General features: G+C 64.9%; 12 protein-coding genes and 1 pseudogene. 7 read left to right on the top strand and 6 right to left on the bottom strand.

The window, feature by feature from the left end:
• Nucleotides 1–4: 4 nt before the first annotated feature.
• Together trpS and murJ are read right to left on the bottom strand one after the other, a co-directional pair.
• The gene (gene trpS / locus ACVIGB_RS30690; RefSeq protein WP_456719839.1) at nucleotides 5–1,057 is read right to left on the bottom strand and encodes a tryptophan--tRNA ligase; all 1,053 of its coding nucleotides are present in this window, start codon (nucleotides 1,055–1,057) and stop codon (nucleotides 5–7) included.
• Nucleotides 1,058–1,123: 66 nt separating this feature from the next.
• Nucleotides 1,124–2,662, bottom strand: a complete 1,539-nt coding sequence (gene murJ / locus ACVIGB_RS30685; protein ID WP_456719840.1) for a murein biosynthesis integral membrane protein MurJ — start codon at nucleotides 2,660–2,662, stop codon at nucleotides 1,124–1,126.
• 261 nt (nucleotides 2,663–2,923) lie between these two features.
• Here murJ and ACVIGB_RS30680 point away from each other — a divergent pair, with 261 nt between their 5' ends.
• Nucleotides 2,924–3,925 (top strand): adenosine kinase, encoded by a 1,002-nt coding sequence (locus ACVIGB_RS30680; protein WP_456719841.1) that lies wholly within the window; start codon nucleotides 2,924–2,926, stop codon nucleotides 3,923–3,925.
• Nucleotides 3,926–4,067: 142 nt separating this feature from the next.
• On the opposite strand, the gene ACVIGB_RS30675 is transcribed toward ACVIGB_RS30680, so the two are convergent.
• Nucleotides 4,068–5,768, bottom strand: a complete 1,701-nt coding sequence (locus ACVIGB_RS30675; RefSeq protein WP_456719842.1) for an AMP-binding protein — start codon at nucleotides 5,766–5,768, stop codon at nucleotides 4,068–4,070.
• A gap of 148 nt (nucleotides 5,769–5,916) precedes the next feature.
• A complete protein-coding gene (locus ACVIGB_RS30670; protein WP_456719843.1) occupies nucleotides 5,917–7,110 on the bottom strand; it encodes a serine hydrolase domain-containing protein in 1,194 nt (397 codons plus the stop codon).
• Nucleotides 7,111–7,556: 446 nt separating this feature from the next.
• Between ACVIGB_RS30670 and ACVIGB_RS30665 the strand changes: the two are divergent.
• From ACVIGB_RS30665 to ACVIGB_RS30650, 4 genes and pseudogenes are all read left to right on the top strand, one after another.
• A pseudogene (locus tag ACVIGB_RS30665) lies at nucleotides 7,557–7,909 on the top strand (hypothetical protein).
• A gap of 217 nt (nucleotides 7,910–8,126) precedes the next feature.
• Entirely contained in the window at nucleotides 8,127–9,623 is a 1,497-nt protein-coding gene (locus ACVIGB_RS30660; protein ID WP_456719844.1) for an NAD-dependent succinate-semialdehyde dehydrogenase, read from the top strand.
• A gap of 44 nt (nucleotides 9,624–9,667) precedes the next feature.
• Nucleotides 9,668–9,856, top strand: a complete 189-nt coding sequence (locus ACVIGB_RS30655) for a hypothetical protein (RefSeq protein WP_456719845.1) — start codon at nucleotides 9,668–9,670, stop codon at nucleotides 9,854–9,856.
• A gap of 400 nt (nucleotides 9,857–10,256) precedes the next feature.
• A complete protein-coding gene (locus tag ACVIGB_RS30650; RefSeq protein ID WP_456719846.1) occupies nucleotides 10,257–12,305 on the top strand; it encodes a TonB-dependent receptor in 2,049 nt (682 codons plus the stop codon).
• Nucleotides 12,306–12,408: 103 nt separating this feature from the next.
• Here the strand turns inward: ACVIGB_RS30650 and ACVIGB_RS30645 are convergent, their stop codons facing one another.
• The gene (locus tag ACVIGB_RS30645; RefSeq protein ID WP_456719847.1) at nucleotides 12,409–13,308 is read right to left on the bottom strand and encodes an amino acid ABC transporter substrate-binding protein; all 900 of its coding nucleotides are present in this window, start codon (nucleotides 13,306–13,308) and stop codon (nucleotides 12,409–12,411) included.
• Between the two features lie 143 nt (nucleotides 13,309–13,451).
• Between ACVIGB_RS30645 and ACVIGB_RS30640 the strand changes: the two genes are divergently transcribed.
• Nucleotides 13,452–14,153: a GntR family transcriptional regulator gene (locus tag ACVIGB_RS30640; RefSeq protein ID WP_456719848.1), complete on the top strand. Its 702-nt coding sequence runs from the start codon at nucleotides 13,452–13,454 to the stop codon at nucleotides 14,151–14,153.
• A 56-nt stretch (nucleotides 14,154–14,209) separates the two neighbouring features.
• On the top strand, nucleotides 14,210–15,580 hold the full coding sequence (locus ACVIGB_RS30635; protein ID WP_456719849.1) for an NAD(P)/FAD-dependent oxidoreductase: 1,371 nt from the start codon (nucleotides 14,210–14,212) through the stop codon (nucleotides 15,578–15,580).
• Nucleotides 15,581–15,681: 101 nt separating this feature from the next.
• On the opposite strand, the gene ACVIGB_RS30630 is transcribed toward ACVIGB_RS30635, so the two are convergent.
• The gene (locus ACVIGB_RS30630; protein WP_456725041.1) at nucleotides 15,682–17,835 is read right to left on the bottom strand and encodes an SLC26A/SulP transporter family protein; all 2,154 of its coding nucleotides are present in this window, start codon (nucleotides 17,833–17,835) and stop codon (nucleotides 15,682–15,684) included.
• Between the last annotated feature and the right edge of the window lie 132 nt (nucleotides 17,836–17,967).

Genomic DNA, 17,967 nt, shown 5'->3' with positions numbered 1-17,967 from the left:
GATGTCAGCGCGGGCGGATGAAGCCGACGATGTCCTTGGTCATGCGCATCGTCTCGTCGGCGATGCCGCGGGCGCGGTTGGCGCCGTCGATCAGGATCGAATCGACATGGCCGGGATCGGCGACCAGCTTCTTCATCTCGGAGGCGATCGGCGCCAGTTTTGCGACGCAAACTTCGACCAGCGCATTCTTGAAGCTGGAGAACTGGCCGCCGCCGAACTGCGTCAGCACCTCCTGCTTGGAGACGCCGGCGAGCGCCGCGTAGATGCCGACCAGATTGTCGGCCTCGGGGCGGGTCTCGAGGCCCTTTTCCTCCGACGGCAACGGCTCCGGATCGGTCTTCGCCTTGCGGATCTTCTGCGCGATGGTGTCGGCGTCGTCGGTGAGGTTGATGCGCGAATTGTCCGACGCATCCGACTTCGACATCTTCTTGGTGCCGTCGCGCAGGCTCATCACCCGCGTCGCCGGCCCCGTGATCAGCGGCTCCGGCTGCGGGAAGAACAGGCCGTCGGCAAAGCCGTGGCCACGGATTGAATCGCCGAAGTCGTTGTTGAACTTCTGCGCGATGTCGCGGGACAGCTCCAGATGCTGTTTCTGGTCCTCGCCGACCGGCACATGGGTGGCGCGGTACAAGAGAATGTCGGCGGCCATCAGCACCGGATAGTCGTAGAGACCAACCGAGGCGTTCTCGCGGTCCTTGCCGGCCTTCTCCTTGAACTGCGTCATGCGGTTCAGCCAGCCGATGCGCGCGACGCAGTTGAAGATCCAGGTCAGCTCGGCATGGCCGGCGATCTGGCTCTGGTTGAACACGATGTGCTTCTTGGCATCGATACCCGAGGCGATGAAGGCCGCGGTCACCTCGCGGGTGTTGCGCGCGAGCTCGGCCGGGCCGCCCCAGACCTCGACGCCTTGCGTGATCGCGTGCATGTCGACGACGCAATAGATGCAGTTATGGGTCTGCTGCATCTTCACGAAGTTGACGATGGCGCCGAGATAGTTGCCGAGGTGCAGATTGCCCGTCGGCTGGACGCCTGAGAAAACCCGTTCAACGAACGCCATGGTCTCGATTCCCGGAAATTGCGGCTTTGGCGGCGTCGTTTGCCACTTAAGCCCCGCGTGCGCAAGTCAGGCCGGGCGTCTTTGCCTGACGGCGTTAACCGCCTCACGCCAGCCTGTGACGCCGAAAAGCTGCAAGAACAGCCCGTAACTGGCGATCCCGGCCGTGATCAGCACGAGAAGGGAGGCCGCCTGCACGAAACCGTGGCGGCCGGCGGCCGGCAGCGCGCCTTCCGTGAGCCAGAGCAGGCCGCCCATCGCGAGCGCTGCGGCCAGGATGCGTGGCAGCCGGCGGCGCGCCTCGGCATCGATCGAAAAGCCGAAGGTCGCAGCGCCCTTGCGGATCAGCGCCAGTGCATTGCTCCAGGCGCCGAGCGCAATGCCGGCGGCGATTCCACTCGCGCCGAACATATGGCCGAGCAGGAAGGCCGCCGCGATCGCGACCACGATGGCCTTCAGCGTCGCAAACAGCGGCGTCAGCGTGTCCTCGCGCGCAAAGAACGCCGGCGACAGCGCCTTCACCAGCACATGCGCGGGGAGGGCGAGCGTCAGCCAGATCAGGGCCTGCGCGGTGGCCGCAGTATCTTGCCCGGTGAACGCGCCATGCTCGAACAGCATCCGCACGATCGGCTCGCTCAGCACCATCAGGCCGAGCGTTGCGGGCAAAGCGAGCCCGACCGCGAGTTCGAGCCCGCGCGATTCCGCATGCGCGATCGCGCCAGATTCGCTGCTGCGCACCGCGCGCGTCATCTCCGGGATCAGCACTGTGCCCATGGCGACGCCGACGATGCCGAGCGGCAGCTCGAGCAGGCGGTTGGCGAAATAGAGCCAGGACACCGCCGATGGCGAGGTCGATGCGATCACCGCGCCCGCCACCATGAGCCATTGCGGCGCGCTGCTCGCGATCATGCCGGGGACCGCACGGCCGAGAAAGCCGCGCATCTCGGGATCGAAGGAGATCCGGAGCGGAGCGGCGAGCTTTGCGCCGCACAGCGCCAGCATCGACAGTTGCAGGAAGCCGGCGACGCCGATCGTCGCGGCCATCACCAGCGCGGCCTGCACCGGCTCCTGCTGCCGCGCCAGTAGCGCAACCATCACTGATATCAGCGCGATGTTGAACAGCAACGGCGAGAACGCGGTCACCGCGAAGCGTCCCTGCGCGTTGAGCAGCGCCATCATCACGGTGACGGGGCCGGCGAAGGCGAGGTAAGGCAGCATCAGCCTTGCGTCGTCGACGGCGAATTGCAGCGTGTCGCGGCCGACAAACCCCGGCGCGATCGCCGCGATCACCAGCGGCATCAGCACGCCGATCAGGAGCGCGGCCGCAATGACCGCGGCGCTGACGGTGCTGAGCACGCGGCCGGCAAAGGCGGTCGCCGCGGCCATGCCGTCGGCGTCGCGCGTCTTCAGCCACGCCGGCACCAGAGCGGCATTCAATCCACCCTCGGCCAGCAGCCGTCGCACCACGTTCACAAGCTGGAATGCCGCCAGAAAGGCATCCGCCACCGGCCCCGCGCCGAGCAGCGCCGCGATCACGGAATCGCGCACGAAGCCGAGCAGTCGCGAGGCCAGCGTTCCCGTGGAGACCGTGAGGAAGGAGTGGAACATGGCCTCTCTATATCAGTAGCGCGGCTCGCTGCCAGCGGGACCCAACTAGACCCGTCATCCTGAGGCGCGAGCGGAGCGAGCCTCGAAGGATGAATCGGCCACAGTCGGGCCGTGCATCCTTCGAGACGCGCTTCGCGCTTCTCCAGCGACAAAGGCTTCGCCTTTGCACGGGGATGACGGAACTGACAGCGGCTTGCTGCCCCGAGGCCTAACGTGATAGGTCGCGGCTCTTGTTGGGTGGCGTTAACACAGGGCAGGTCTATGGCTGACGCAAAATACGACGTTCTCGGGATCGGCAACGCGATCTTCGACGTGCTGGTGCAGACCGACGAGGCATTCCTTGCCCGTCATGGCATGACCAAAGGCTCGATGCAGCTGATCGACGAAGCGCGTGCCACCGCGATCTACAGCGACATGGGCGTGGCGACCGAGATGTCGGGCGGCTCGGCCGCCAACACCATCGTCGGCGTCGGCAATCTCGGCGCCCGCGCCGCCTATGTCGGCAAGGTCAAGGACGACCAGATCGGCAAGCTTTACGTTCACGACATCCGCGCGGCCGGCGTCACCTTCGACACCGCGCCGGCCAAGACCGGCCCGGCCACCGGCTGCTCCTACATCCTGGTGACGCCGGATGGCGAGCGCACCATGAACACCTATCTCGGCGCCGCGCAGGACCTGACGCCCGACGACATCGATCCGGCCCAGATCGCAGCCGCCGGCATCATCTATCTCGAGGGCTATCTCTGGGATCCGAAGAACGCCAAGGACGCCTTCGTGAAGGCGGCCGATATCGCGCATAGCGCGGGCCGCCAGGTCGCGCTGACGCTGTCGGATTCGTTCTGCGTCGATCGCTACCGCGACGAATTCCTCGGTCTGATGCGCAAGGGCACGGTGGACCTCGTGTTCGCCAACGAGTCCGAGCTGCACTCGCTGTACCAGACTTCTGATTTCGATACCGCGCTGAAGCAGTTCGGCAAGGATACAAAACTCGGCGTCGTCACCCGCAGCGAGAAGGGCTGCGTCGTGATCTCAGGTGATCACGTCGTATCGGCACCCGCCTCTCCGATCGACAAGCTCGTCGACACCACCGGCGCCGGCGACCTGTTCGCGGCCGGCTTCCTGGTCGGTCTCGTGCGCAATGTCGGTCATGAGAATGCCGGCCGCCTCGGCGCGCTCGCCGCCGCCGAAGTGATCCAGCACATCGGCGCCCGGCCGCTGGTGTCGCTGAAGGATCTGGCGAAGCAGAAGGGGCTGCTGGTTTAAGGGCGACGGCTTCTTCACCTCCCCCGCAAGCGGGAGAGGTCGGCGCGTAGCGCCGGGTGGGGGCTCTCTCCACGATGTGACTCGCGGAGAGAGCCCCCACCCCGACCCTCCCCCGCAAGCGGGAGAGGGAGAAGAAAATGCCTCACGCCGTCTTCGCTGCCTTCAATCCCAGCCGCTGCTCGACTGCGTCGCGCATCACGAATTTCTGGATCTTCCCCGTCACCGTCATCGGGAATTCCTCGACGAACTCGACATAGCGCGGGATCTTGTTGTGGGCGATCTGGCCCTGGCAGAACGCGCGGACTTCGTCTGCGGTCAGCGTCTCGCCGGCCCTGACCCTGACCCAGGCGCACAGCTCCTCGCCATAGCGCGGATCGGCGACGCCGAAGATCTGCACGTCCTGGATCTTCGGATGGCGATAGAGGAATTCCTCGATCTCCCTTGGATAGAGGTTCTCGCCGCCGCGGATCACCAGGTCCTTGATGCGGCCGACAATGTTGCAATAGCCCTCGTCGTCGATCACGGCGAGATCGCCGGTGTGCATCCATCCATTGGCGTCGAGCACCTCGCCTGTCTTTTCCTTCTCGTTCCAATAGCCGAGCATCACGCTGTAGCCGCGGGTACAGAGCTCGCCGCGTTCGCCGCGCGGCACCACCTTGCCATCGAGATCGACGACCTTGACCTCGACATGCGGATGGATGCGGCCGACGGTGGAGACGCGGCGCTCCAGCGGATCGTCGGTTGCGCTCTGAAAACTCACCGGGCTGGTCTCGGTCATGCCGTAGGCGATCGTCACCTCGCGCATGTTCATCTCGGTGTTGACGCGCTTCATCACCTCGATCGGGCAGGGCGCGCCGGCCATGATGCCGGTGCGCAGCGACGACAGATCGAAGCGCTTGAACTCGGGATGGTCGAGCTCGGCGATGAACATGGTCGGCACGCCGTACAGCGTCGTGCATTTCTCCTGCGCGATCGTGGTCAGCGTCGCCAGCGGATCAAAGCCTTCGCCGGGATACACCATGGTGGTGCCGAGCGTGACCGAGGCGAGGTTGCCCATCACCATGCCGAAGCAATGATAGAGCGGCACCGGAATGCAGATGCGGTCCTGTTCGGTCAGGCGCATGGCGCGGCCGGTGAAGTAGCCGTTGTTGAGGATGTTGTGATGGGTCAGCGTCACGCCCTTGGGCGAGCCGGTGGTGCCGCTGGTGAACTGGATATTGACGGGATCGTCGAATTGCAGGCTGTCGCCGAGCGCCGCAAGCTGTTCGCGATGGCGCTCCCCGCCCATCTGCGACACCTGCTCGAACGGAATCGTGCCTGGTGCTGCCGGTCCGCCGATCTGGATCACGGCGCGCAGTTGCGGCAGCCGCGCCGATCGCAGATGGCCGGGCTCCGAGCTCGCAAGCTCGGGCAGCAGCGTGTTCAGCATCTCCATATAGGCCGAGGTCTTGAACGCGGTCGCGGTCACGATCGCGGCGCAGCCAACCTTGCCAAGCGCGAATTCCAGCTCGCTCAGCCGGTAGGCCGGATTGATGGTGACGAGGATCAGTCCGGCCTTCGCGGCAGCGAATTGCGTCAGTGTCCATTCCGGCCGGTTCAGCGACCAGATGCCGATCCGTTCGCCGCGCTGCAGCCCGAGCGCGAGGAAGCCCGCCGCCAGGGCCTCGACGTAAGCGGCGAATTCGTTCCAGGTCCAGCGCACATCGTGGCTCGGCGAGACCAGCGCCTCGCGATCGCCCCAGCGCGCGCGTGCGCGGTCGAGGCTGCGGCCGATGGTTTCACCGAGCAGCGGCGTATCGGAAATGCCGCAGACATAGCTGTCTGCCTTGGGTGTGGGTGCCAAGCTCGTCCTCCTCGTGGTCGTGTTCGTGTCGTCACGCTTTTTTGCGCGATCTTAGTCGTTTGCCGCCGACAGGACAGGCCCGACCTATGGCGGGTATGAAAAATCCCTCCCCGTGAGGGAAGGGATTTCTTGTTGCTAGACTGGAACCTCAGGCCGCCCTCTGTCCGCTGCCGGCGTCGAGGCCGGCATAGATGCCCTTCTCGAAGCCCGCGAAGGCCTCCAGGCTGTGCTTGTCGGCGAACGGCAACAGCTGGGTCAGGATCACGCCACAGACGTCGCGCGACGGATCGATCCAGTAATAGGTGTTGGCGAGGCCCGCCCAGGCGAGGCTGCCGGCGCTGCGGCCCTCCGGCGTCTTGGCGGTGTTGATCAGGAAGCTCAGTCCCCACTTCTTGACGATGTCGGGCCAGAGATCGACGTCGTTGGTGAACGGCGGCGCCGCTGATGTCATCTTGCCGACGGTGAGATCGCCGATGTGGTTTTGCCCCATCGTTGCGACGGTCTCGGCCTTCAGCACCTGATTGCCGTTGCCTTTGCCCTTGTTGAGGATCATCTGGCAGAACTTGAGGTAGTCGGCCGCGGTCGAATAGAGGCCGCCGCCACCCATGTGGAATTCAGGGTTCTGCTCGAGCTCGAACGGGATCGCGGCGAGCGCGCCGTCCTCGCCGCGCGCATGCATGCCGACCAGCCGCTTGCGCATGTTGTCCGAGATCTTGAAGCCGGTGTCGCTCATACCGAGCGGCGCGAACATGTGGTCGCGCAGATAGGCATCGAGCTTCTTGCCGGATGCTGCTTCCACCGCCTTGCCGACGAAGTCGATATTGATACCGTACTCCCAGCGCGTGCCGGGATCGCTCGCCAGCGGCGTCTTCAGTGCGGCATTCGAGCAGGAGATGATCCCGGGCGTACCGGTCTTCTCCATATATTTCCCCATGTCGGCGTTCCACAGGTCGTAGCAGAAGCCGGCTGTATGGGTCATGAGCTTGCGCAGTGTGATCGGCCCCTTGGCAGGCCGCAGCTTCGGCTCGCCCTTGGCATCGAAGCCGTCGAGCACCTGCACGGCGGCGAGATCGGGCAGCAGCTTGCCGATCGGCTCATCGAGCGAGAGCTTGCCCTGCTCGACGAGCTGCATCGCGCCCGCGGAGGTCACCGCCTTGGTCATCGAGGCGATCCAGAACACGCTGTCCGCCGTCATGGGATCGCTCTTGGAAAGGTCGCGCTTGCCGAACGCGCCCTCGTAGATCACGTCCTTGCCGGTGGCCGCGATGGCGACCACGCCGGGAATCTCCTTTGCCTCGCTCTTCTGCCGCAATACCTGATCAATCTGAGCCTTGCTTTGCATTGGGGGCTTCCTCCGGTGGGTTATTGTTTTGAAGTGCGGGGATCATCCTCCCGCTTTTCCGCTCCCGCAAGGCGGGCGCGCCGCGATGATGTCGCGATGTCGTGAGGGCAATGCCATTAGGAACGGCCGTGCCTGGAGCCCTTTCCGTTCCGATTGCATCGGAACGGGGCTCCAGATTTTTGTTTTGACGCGTTTTCTTCACGCGAACCGGCGTCCACTTCGCTCGAAAACGCTATAGCGGATGTTCACCACGCGCGCAGATTTTGCGGTGGACTCCGTACTAGTCCCGGTGACCTCCGAGGACGGCCACGGTAACGTGATCAAGGAATGATTTTCGTACCTGATTATTTGCATTAACGCATTCAGATCGCTGCATAAACGGTGCGGCGAATTGGGATGGATTTGACGAAAAGATTCGTCATTTCGCGCCTTGCGGGGACGCAGCAATGATTTCGACATGGAGTGAATGGAAGCGCTATCCGCGGCTAGGCCGCGGCGAGAACATCGAGGCGCCGATCAGCCCAGGTCTCTACGAAGTTCGCTACGCGGGTACCGGCGCCCTGCACTCGTTTGAGGCGGTCGATAATGTCGCCCAGGCGCTGGCGCTGCTGCAGACCGGCGCCAGGCGCTGGCGCTGCTGCAGACCGGCGCCAAGTCCTGGTTCGGCCGCCGCGACGCGCGGGCGCAAGCCGACCTCGAATACCGGACCTGCGCGACCACGACCAAAGCGGACGCCAAGGCCGCGGCCGAACGCATGATCGGCCGCCGCGAAGCCTACATGTCGGGCGGCGCGATCTGACACGCTGCCGTCATTCCGGGGCGATGCGCAGCATCGAACCTCGGATGAACAAGGGCGCAGCTGAGGTCCGGTCCTTCGGACCATCCCAAATGATAGTGTTCCGCAACGGCGCCGCGTTTGCGTCCAAGCAGGGTCGCGCTGGCCGCCAGTGCATCGCCGCGGCTTTCCGCCTATATAGGCGGCGAATACCCTCCAAAGAAATTCCAGGAGTAACGCCATGACCCCGCCCGTTGCCGCACGCGCCACGCAATCCGCAGCATCCTCCCTGCAAAGCCGCCTGAAGGACCCGTCGCTGCTGCGCGACCGCTGCTACATCGACGGCGCCTGGGTCGGCACGCCGGAGTTCGCCGTCAACAATCCGGCCAATGGCACCGAGCTGATCAGGATCCCGCAGCTCGGCGCCGACGATGCGACCAGGGCCGTCGAAGCCGCCCAGCGTGCGTTTCCGGCCTGGGCCAAGCTGACCGCCAAGCAGCGCTCCAACATCCTGCGCAAATGGTTCGACCTGATCATCGCCAACCGCGAGGACCTCGCGCTGATCCTGACCTCCGAGCAGGGCAAGCCGCTGGCGGAAGCGCTCGGCGAGGTCGATATCGGCGCGGCCTATGTCGAGTTCTTCGCGGAGGAAGCGCGCCGCGTCTATGGCGAGACGATCCCGACCCAGCGTCCGGATGCCCGCCTGCTCGCGATCCGGCAGCCGATCGGCGTCTGCGGCGCCATCACGCCGTGGAATTTCCCGAACTCGATGATCACGCGAAAAGTGTCGCCGGCGCTGGCCGCCGGCTGCACGGTGGTGCTGAAGCCTGCCAACGAGACGCCGCTGTCCGCGCTCGCGCTGGCGGTGCTGGCCGAAAAGGCTGGCGTGCCGAAGGGCGTGCTCAACATCGTCACCGGTGATGCGCCGCCGATCGGCAAGGTGCTGTGCGAGCATCCGGCGGTGCGGTTCGTCGGCTTCACGGGTTCGACCAATGTCGGCAAGATCCTGTACCGGCAAGCATCGGTCGGCGTGAAGAAGCTCGGCCTTGAGCTCGGCGGCAATGCGCCCTTCGTGGTGTTCGACGATGCCGACATCGACGCCGCGGTCGAAGGCGCTATCGTCTCCAAGTACCGCAACATGGGCCAGACCTGCGTCTGCGCCAACCGTCTCTACGCGCAGGACAAGATCTACGACCAGTTCGTCGAAAAGCTGTCGAAGAAGGTCGCCGAAATGAAGATCGGCGACGGCACCGAGGCCGGCGTGACCCAGGGGCCGTTGATCAACATGAAGGCGATCGAAAAGGTCGAGCGGCACATTGCCGACGCCGTGAAGGGCGGCGCGAAGATCGTGACCGGCGGCAAGCGGTCGGCGCTGGGCCGCAGCTTCTTCGAGCCGACCGTGCTGTCGGATGTGCGGCCGGATGCGCTGGTCGCGCAGGAGGAAACCTTCGGCCCGCTCGCGCCGGTGATCCGCTTCAAGGACGAGGCCGATGTGATCGCGATGTGCAACGCCTCGCCGTTCGGCCTCGCCTCCTACTTCTATTCGCGTGACATCGGCCGCGTCTGGCGCGTCGCCGAAGCGCTGGAGTCGGGCATGGTCGGCGTCAACTCCGGCCTGATCACGACCGAGGTCGCACCGTTCGGCGGCGTCAAGGAATCGGGCCTCGGCCGCGAGGGCTCACGCCACGGCATGGATGAGTATGTCGAGATCAAATACGTGATGATGGCCGGCGTCTGATCGCGGAGTACCGTGTCCCTTCGCCCTCATGGGCGAGGGGACACATGCCGGCGATCCGTCAGTCGTCATTGTCGATCGCTCCCGGCGGCATTTATCGGGCTGCGACAATTCACCGCTACCGCCGAATGGATCGTTCCCATCGCGACGACGATCGCGCCAAGAACCTTTCTAATCTTGAGGTTCGCCGTCAGAATCAAGCTGCATACGCGCGCCGCCACTCAACGAAGGAATAATCGAAACGCGGAATCTACCGCATCGATGTCGCCTCGCGCAGCAAGCTTCATCCCCTCTCTTAGATGCGTTCTAGTTGGCGTCACAGCGCATGCTGCTTATGCCCCGGTGGTCGCGCTCGAACTCTGACGATGTTCGAGACGAAACCAAGAAGAATCCGGGGACCTTATGCTCGTCACTTCAAACGTTCCGTGCGCATTCCGACTCGTGTGCGCGTCTCTCCTCCTGACCACGGTCCCTTCACTCGCACAGTCGCCGGAGCAACCACCCGCAAGCGGTGCTGCGCCGCTTCCGCCGGTCGTCGTGGCCGCGCCACAGCATCGCGCCACGCCGGTTCGGAGGCCGTCATCGTCACGGTCGGCGCGTTCGTCGGCATCGCATCAGGCGAGCAGGCGTGAGCACGTGCAGACACCCGCGGCCACGCCGACGGCCGGTGCGCAGCAGGCGGCGTTGCCCGTGCCTTATATCGGCGGCCAGGTCGCGCGCGGCGGGCAACTCGGCCTGCTCGGCAACAAGGATTATATGGACACGCCGTACAGCCTGACGAGCTACACGGAGAAGACGATCCGCGATCAGCAGGCAACCAGCGTTGCGGAGGTGCTGACGAATTCCGATCCGTCGGTGCGCGCTGCGATCGGCAGCAGCAACCGTTACGACGCGCTGACCATCCGCGGCTTCCGGGTCGAGAACAGCGAAATCGCGTTGAATGGACTTTACGGCCTCGTTCCGGCCTATCGCGTCAACCCGGCTCCCATCGAGCGCATTGAGCTGCTCAAGGGACCGGCAGCCTTCCTCAACGGTATGGCCCCGCAAGGCAGCATCGGCGGCACCGTCAACGTCGTGACCAAGCGGGCCGCGGAAGACCTCACGCGCCTGACCGCGGGCTACATTTCGGATGGACGTTTCGGAACGGAGCTCGACCTCGCCCGCCGCTATGGCGAACAGAAGGAGTGGGGCGTTCGCTTCAACGGCGGGATCGACGGCGGCAACACCTCCATCGACCGGCAGTCCACGCGCAACGGCGTGGGCTCGCTCGGCGTCGACTATCATGGCGAACGCTTTCGCTGGTCCGCGGACATCATCTCCCAGGACGACTGGATGAAGGCCGCCCAGCGCGGCTACACGCCGCTGCCCGGCATCGCCATGCCGAAGGCCCCCGATCCGCGCATCAATCTCGCACAGCCGTTTGACCGTGCGCGCTCGCAGAGCCTGACCGGCTTGACCAGGGCCGAATACGATCTCAGCAACAGCGTCACCGTGTTTGGCGCGATCGGCGCCAACCAGTTCCGCTACGACAAGCAGGAAGATCCCGGCGCGACGATTCTCAATACCGCGGGCGATGCCTTGGGTACATCCCGATTCCAGACCGGCAAGTCGGAGGGCGTCTCCGGCGAGGCGGGCGTCCGTGCGCGTTTCGACACGGGGCCCGTCGGCCACGAGGTCGTCGTCAGCGGCAGCGCGCTCGACCGGACCGATTGGCTCGGCCAGACCAACTACGCGACCTACCTGACCAACATCTACCGACCGACCTTGCTGGCGACGGCTGGCACGCCGGTATCGACGTTCCCGGAGGGCAAGTCGGGATACCTCGGGCTGCGCAGCGTCGGCGTTGCCGATACCATCACGACCATGGGGGGCATTCTGCAAGTGATCGTGGGCGCACGCCAACAGCAGGTGATCGCCAACAGCTTCAATCCTGTCACCGGGCTGGAAACGACGCGCTACGACGACAGCGCAACGTCGCCTTCGATCGCGCTGGTGGTGCGGCCGATCAAACAGCTCTCGCTCTATGCCAACTACATTGAAGGCCTGACGCCGGGGCCGACGCCGCCTTCCGGCGCGGTGAACACCAATGCGGTGTTCGCACCCTTCAAGACCCGGCAAGTTGAAGTCGGCACGAAGCTCGATCTCGGAGGCTTCGGTGCGAGCCTCTCGGCATTCCAGATCAGCCTGCCGAGCGGTGTGATCGATCCCATCACCAAGATCTACAGCCTCGATGGCGAACAGAGAAACCGCGGCGTTGAGCTCAATACCTTTGGCGAGGTCGCGCCTGGCGTCCGCGTCCTCGGCGGCGTGACCTGGCTCGATGCCCGGCTCACCCAGACGCAAGGCCACCTCTACGACGGCAATCGGGCGATCGGCGCGCCCGACCTGCAGGGCAATCTGGGCGTCGAATGGGATACGCCCTTCGTGCCGGGCCTCACCGCGACGGCGCGCGCCATCTACACCAGCCGGGCCTATGTCAGCGCCGACAATTTCCAGAGCGTCCCCGCCTGGGCGACCTTCGATATCGGTGCGCGTTACGCCACGACCCTCGCGGGGCGCCCGACCACGTTCAGGGCGTCACTGACCAATCTGTTCGACAAGCACTACTGGATCGGCAATCCAACCGGCTATGTGATCAGCGGCATGCCGCGCACGCTGTGGCTCTCCATGACGGTCGACTTCTAGGGAAGCGTCGAAAGGCCGTCGCGCGCTACAAGCTGGTGCCGCGGCGGCCATTCGTTGTCGCGATTTCGCTGCGAAACATCCGCCGCGCGCCCGCGATTGCCGATCACACGCCCTTGTCGTTCGGATTGGCGACTGCGTCCTTCAGCGGCGCCGTCATCGGAAAATTCAGGTTCACGTTCTTCGGCGGAATCGGCCGCGTGAACCATTTCGCGTAGAGCTCCTGGAATTCGTTGCTCTTCATCATGGCAGCCAGCGTCCGATCGACCAGCGCCTTGAACTCCGGATCGCCCTTGCGGATGATCAGCCCGTAGGGCTCGGTGCGCAGGCTGTCGTCGATGATGCGCCAGTCGGACGGATTGGGGCTGCCCGCGATCAGGCTCGCGAGCAGGATGTCGTCCATCACGAAGGCGTCGCTGCGCCCCGTGGTCAGTGCGAGGAACGATGCGGCATGATCCGGGGTCAGGATGTTCTTGGTCTGAAAGTTCTTCGCCTGGGCGCGTGCGCTCAATAGACCGATCGAGGTCGAGCCCGAGGTCAGCGAGACCGGCCGGCCGCCGAGATCCTCGAAGGTCTTGATCGGCGCGTCCTTCTGCACCACCGCGCGGATGCTCGACACGAAGATCGTGGTGCTGAAGGCGACGACTTTCTGCCGCTCCAGCGTGTTGGTGGCGGGACCACAGACAATGTCGATGGTCCCGTTCTCGATCAGCGGTATCTGGGTGGAGAGCTGGATCGGCTGCAGCCTGGTCTGCAGCGCCGGCAGCTTGAGCTCGCTCTTCACCGCCTCGACGATCCGCGCGCAGAGGTCCATCGCGAAGCCGACCGGCTTCTGGTTGTCGTCGAGATAGGAGAACGGGACCGAGACGTCGCGGTGTCCGAGCCGGATCTCGCCGATGTCGCGGATCTTGGCCAGTGTCCCGCCGGGCGATTGGGCCTGCGCCGGTGTTGATGCCGTCGTCGCAAGAAAGGCTAGGTAGATCAATTGCTTGAATGCTTTGCTCATCAGGTGCTCGCGGACGCCGGCAGAATTGGATACGATAGGTCAAGATTTTATACATAGGATTGCATAATCAGCAATCTGATTTTATACAATCATGACCAAGCCGGATATCCTGACTTGGCTCACCAGCGAGAAGAGAAAGTCGGATGGAACCAGCGACCGCCGCCAGCTATCGAGGGCCCGGACCCCACGGTTCCGCGCCGGACGCCGTGCGCGAGGCGCTGCGGGCCGCGATCAGCTCCGGCGAGCTCGCGCCCGGACTGCAGCTCCGTCAGGACGAGCTTGCTGCCCGGTTCGGCACCAGCCGCATCCCGGTGCGCGAGGCGCTGCGCCAGCTCGAGGCCGAGGGTTTTGTGACCTTCCTGCCCAACCGCGGCGCTGTCGTCTCCGACCTGTCGATCGACGAGGTGATCGAGCTGCTCGAGATCCGTATTGCGCTCGAATGCCACGCCTTGCGATTGGCGATCCCCGCGATGGGTGAGATCGATCTCGAGGCGGCGACGAAAATCCTCCGCGCCTACGACGCCGAGCCTGATCCGGCGCAATGGGGTGCCTTCAACTGGAAATTCCACGCCACACTCTACGCGCCGTGCAATCGCCCGCGGCTGCTCAGCATGATCGAGGCGAATTACGGCCACGTTGGCCGCTTCACGCGGGCGCTGGTGTCGCAGGCGACCGGCAAGGAGCGTCCGCAACGCGAGCACTACCGGCTGCTCGAATTCTGCCGCGACGGCGAGGTCAAGAAGGCCGTCCGCCTGCTGCGCGATCACATCGAGGAGACGCAGAAGACGCTGCGTTCGGCGCAGCGCCAGGCGTTGCGCGATACGGGCCCCGAACGTCCGATCTGATCGCTGGGACAATTCAAATCATCGCAGGCCCGCTGCGGGCCTCTGGGAGACCACGCGTGAAGACCAATGACGTCGAAATCCTGGTGATCGGTGCGGGCATCGTCGGCATCGCCACGGCCTACTACCTCGCCGTCCAGCACAAGCGTGCGCGCCTGCTCATCGTCGACGAAGGCCAGCCGATGGCATTGACCTCGGCGCAGTCCGGCGAGAACTACCGCAACTGGTGGCCGCATCCGACGATGGCCGATTTCACCGATCATTCCACCGACCTGATGGAGGAGATCGCGCGCCGCAGCGACAACCGCATCCACATGACGCGGCGCGGTTATCTTCTGGTCACGCGCGAGGAGAAACCTGAGGAATTGCTGCAGCAGCTCTCCGCCGGCTATGGCGAGCAAGCCGCGAAGCTGATCCGCCTGCATGAAGGATCGAGCCGCGGCTACGTGCCACCGCATTCGGCGGACTGGCAGAGCGCACCTGACGGCGTCGACGTTCTGCTCGGCCGCGATCTGATTGCGGCGCATTACCCGACCTTCGACAAGGCGGTCTCGACCGCGCTGCATATCCGCCGGGCAGGCGACATCAGCGGCCAGCAGCTCGGCCAGTACATGCTGGAGACCATGCGTCCGCTGGGCGCGCAGTTTCAGCAAGCGAAGGTGGTCGGCATCGCGAGGACCGATCGCTTCACCGTCGACGTGCTGGCCGATGGCGTGCGACAGACCATCAAGGCAGATATCATCGTCAATGCCGCGGGGCCGTTCGCCGCGCATGTCGCGGCGATGCATGGCGAAGCGCTTCCGATCGTCAATGTACTGCAGCAGAAGATCGCGTTCGCCGACCGCCACCGTGCGGTCGATCGCAAGATGCCGTTTGCGATCGATCTCGACGGCCAGACGCTGGCGTGGTCCGATGACGAGCGCGAGGCGTTGTCCGCGGCGCCGGAATTCGCGCGCCTGCTGGCGCCGATGCCGGGCAGCATCCATTGCCGGCCTGACGGCGGCGATCACGGCGAGTGGATCAAGCTCGGCTGGGCCTTCAATGCCGAGCAGACCACGGCGCCGGTGCGCGAGCCGGAGCTGAACCCTTATTTTCCCGAAGTCGTGCTGCGCGCGGCGAGCCGGCTGCAGCCACGGCTCGCGCAATATCTCGGCGTGCTGCCGCGCGACCGCGTGCATTACGGCGGCTACTATCCGATGACGAAGGAAAATTGGCCGTTGATCGGCGCGGCGAAGACATCGGGCGTCTTCCTCGCCACCGCGCTGTCGGGCTACGGCACGATGGGCGCCTGTGCCGCCGGCGATCTCTGCGCCCGCGCCGTCGTCGGCGCGCCCGTGCCGGGATTCGCCCGCAGCCTCTCGCTCGCGCGCTATGATGACAGGGCGCTGATGGAGCAGCTCGCTGCGAGCGAAAGCCGGGGGTTGCTGTAGTTCGTCGCTGTCGCCTGGATGAAGCGAAGCGAAATCCGGGATCTATGTCGTCGCTCGCGAGATCCCCGGATTGCGCTTCGCTCCATCCGGGCTATGCGCTGTCAGCGCCGCAGCACCGCAATGGTACGATTCGCAAACGTCAGCCGCTCCGCCATCACGGACACGAAATACGTCAGCAGCTTGTGGCTGAGCTCGGGGTCCTCGTCGCGGATCGCCGTGAACTGGTGGGTGTTCAGCACATAGAGCACGCTCGCCGTCTCGGCCTGGATGGTCGCGCTGCGCGGGGTGTGCGCGACGAGGCCCATCTCGCCGATCGTGGTGTAGCGGCCGAGGCTGCGCACCCGCGTAGAGCGGCCGTCGTCGGCGGCCACCATGATGCCGACGCGGCCGTCCAGGATGAAGTGCATGGAATCGGCGGCGTCGCCGGCGTGCACGATGACCTCGCCGGCGTCGACCTCGATGCGCTGGCAGCGCCGGATCAGGGCGTCGGCGTCGCCCTCGCTGTCGAGCAGTCCAGTGAACCAGCCGCGCAGGTCGGCCTCTTCCTGCGCAAGTTCTTGGTGCTGCGCGATGATCTGGTTCTCGCACCATTCCTGTGCATGGTCGAGCTCGTCGATCACGGTGACGCCTTCGGTGATGAAGTCGCTGGCGCGCAGCACCTGCTCGGCCTTGGCGGACAGGTGCACCAGCACCAGCTCGACGCCGACCTCGTGCGCGCTGCGCTTGATCTGCGCAAAGCTGTAGACCGCCGATGAATCGACGCCGGTGACGAGCTTGAAGTCGAACAGCAGATAGCGGCACTCCGGGTGCTCGCGCAGCAGCGCCTTGACGTGCTGGTAGAGCCGGTTGGCGGAGCCGAAGAACAGGTAGCTTTGCAGGGTCAATCCCTGGATCTTGCCGCCATGGGCCGACAACACCTCGCGGTCGTCGCGCGAGCGATCCAGCGAGCTCCGATACTCCGAGCCGTCAAAGCCGTATTTGATCGCCTCGACCCGCGCCGCGCTGAGCGCAAAGGTCGCGCAGCCGATGATGATGCCGATCAGGATGCCGGGCACGAAGCCCCAGGCCACGATGATGACGATGATCGCGAGCAGCGACAGATACTCGGTTTGCGACAGCCGCTTGCGCGATTCGATGATCCATTTGTGCAGCTGGTCGGCGCCGAGATAGATCAGGAGTCCGCCGAGCACGAATTTCGGCATGTAGCCGAGCAGCTGCGGCGCCACGGCCAGCATCAGCAGCGAGATCGCCGCAACCGTCAGGCCCGACAGCCGGCCGCGCCCGCCGCTGGAGAAATTCAGGATCGAGCGGCTAACCGAAATGCAGCCGGCATAGCCGGCCAGTGCGCCGGTCACGATGTTGGCGAAGCCGGTGATGTTGAGCTCGCGCTCGAGATTGGCCTCGCGATGCACCGCGACCTCGATGCCGGTGGTGTTGAACAATGTGCTCGCCGCCGTGACGAACACAACCGCGATCATGTTGCCGAGCAGGTCCGGCACCGCCGACCATGGATACTGCGCGAGCTCGGCCGCGTGCCAGGGCAGCCTGAAGGTCGATGCCGGCGGCGGCGCAAAGGTCCAGCCGGTCAGGTGGGCTTCCTCCGGCGTGATGCCGATGATCCAGAATGCGAGATGCGCCACGATCACGCCGGAGACCAGGATGATCGGCAGGCCAAACGGGGTGCGCGAGCGATGCCAGGTCAGATACAGCACCAGCGCCATCGCGCATGCGGCGCTCAGCTCGGAGATCGTGATGATATTCGTGAAGTGGAACAGCGTGCCGAGCTGCACGGGGTAGCCGGTGATCACCCTGATCGCGCCGAGCACGATCAGCAGGCCGGTTGCCCCCAGGAACCCGCCGACCACGGGGTAAGGCACGTAGCGGATGGCGCGGCCGAACCGTGTCAGCCCGAGACAGCACAGCAGGATGCCGGTGACGATGGTCGAGAGCCCAAGCGTGATCAGCACCGGTGCGAGCAGCGGCGCCGTCGGGTTGGTGGCATTGATGCGCTCGACCAGCGAGGCCATCAGGATCCCCGTTACCGCCGCGGTCGAGCTGTCAGGGCCGGCGACCACGAAGGGCAGCGAGCTGCCGAGGGCAATCAAGGCCGCAAGCACCGCTGAGGAGATGAATGTCGCCGCGACGCCGTATGACAGATAGGGCGACAATGGCCCGGCGAAGATCAGCAGTGCGTAGGACAGGCCGAACGTGATCCCGAGCACACTGGCGGCGCTGCCGCCGATAACGTCGTGCATGGCCCGCCGCGCGCGCGAGCCGAAATAAAGCGATCGACTAATCACGTTGAAAAATGTCCTGAAACTTTCGCCGTCAGTCGTAGACGAGCCCGGCGCAGGACGACAACAGGATTTTTGTGACAGCCTATTCTC

The sequence above is a fragment of the Bradyrhizobium sp. USDA 4341 genome (assembly GCF_054063755.1).
Note: the sequence above shows the minus strand (reverse complement) of the source record. Positions and strands in the feature narration are given on the sequence as shown.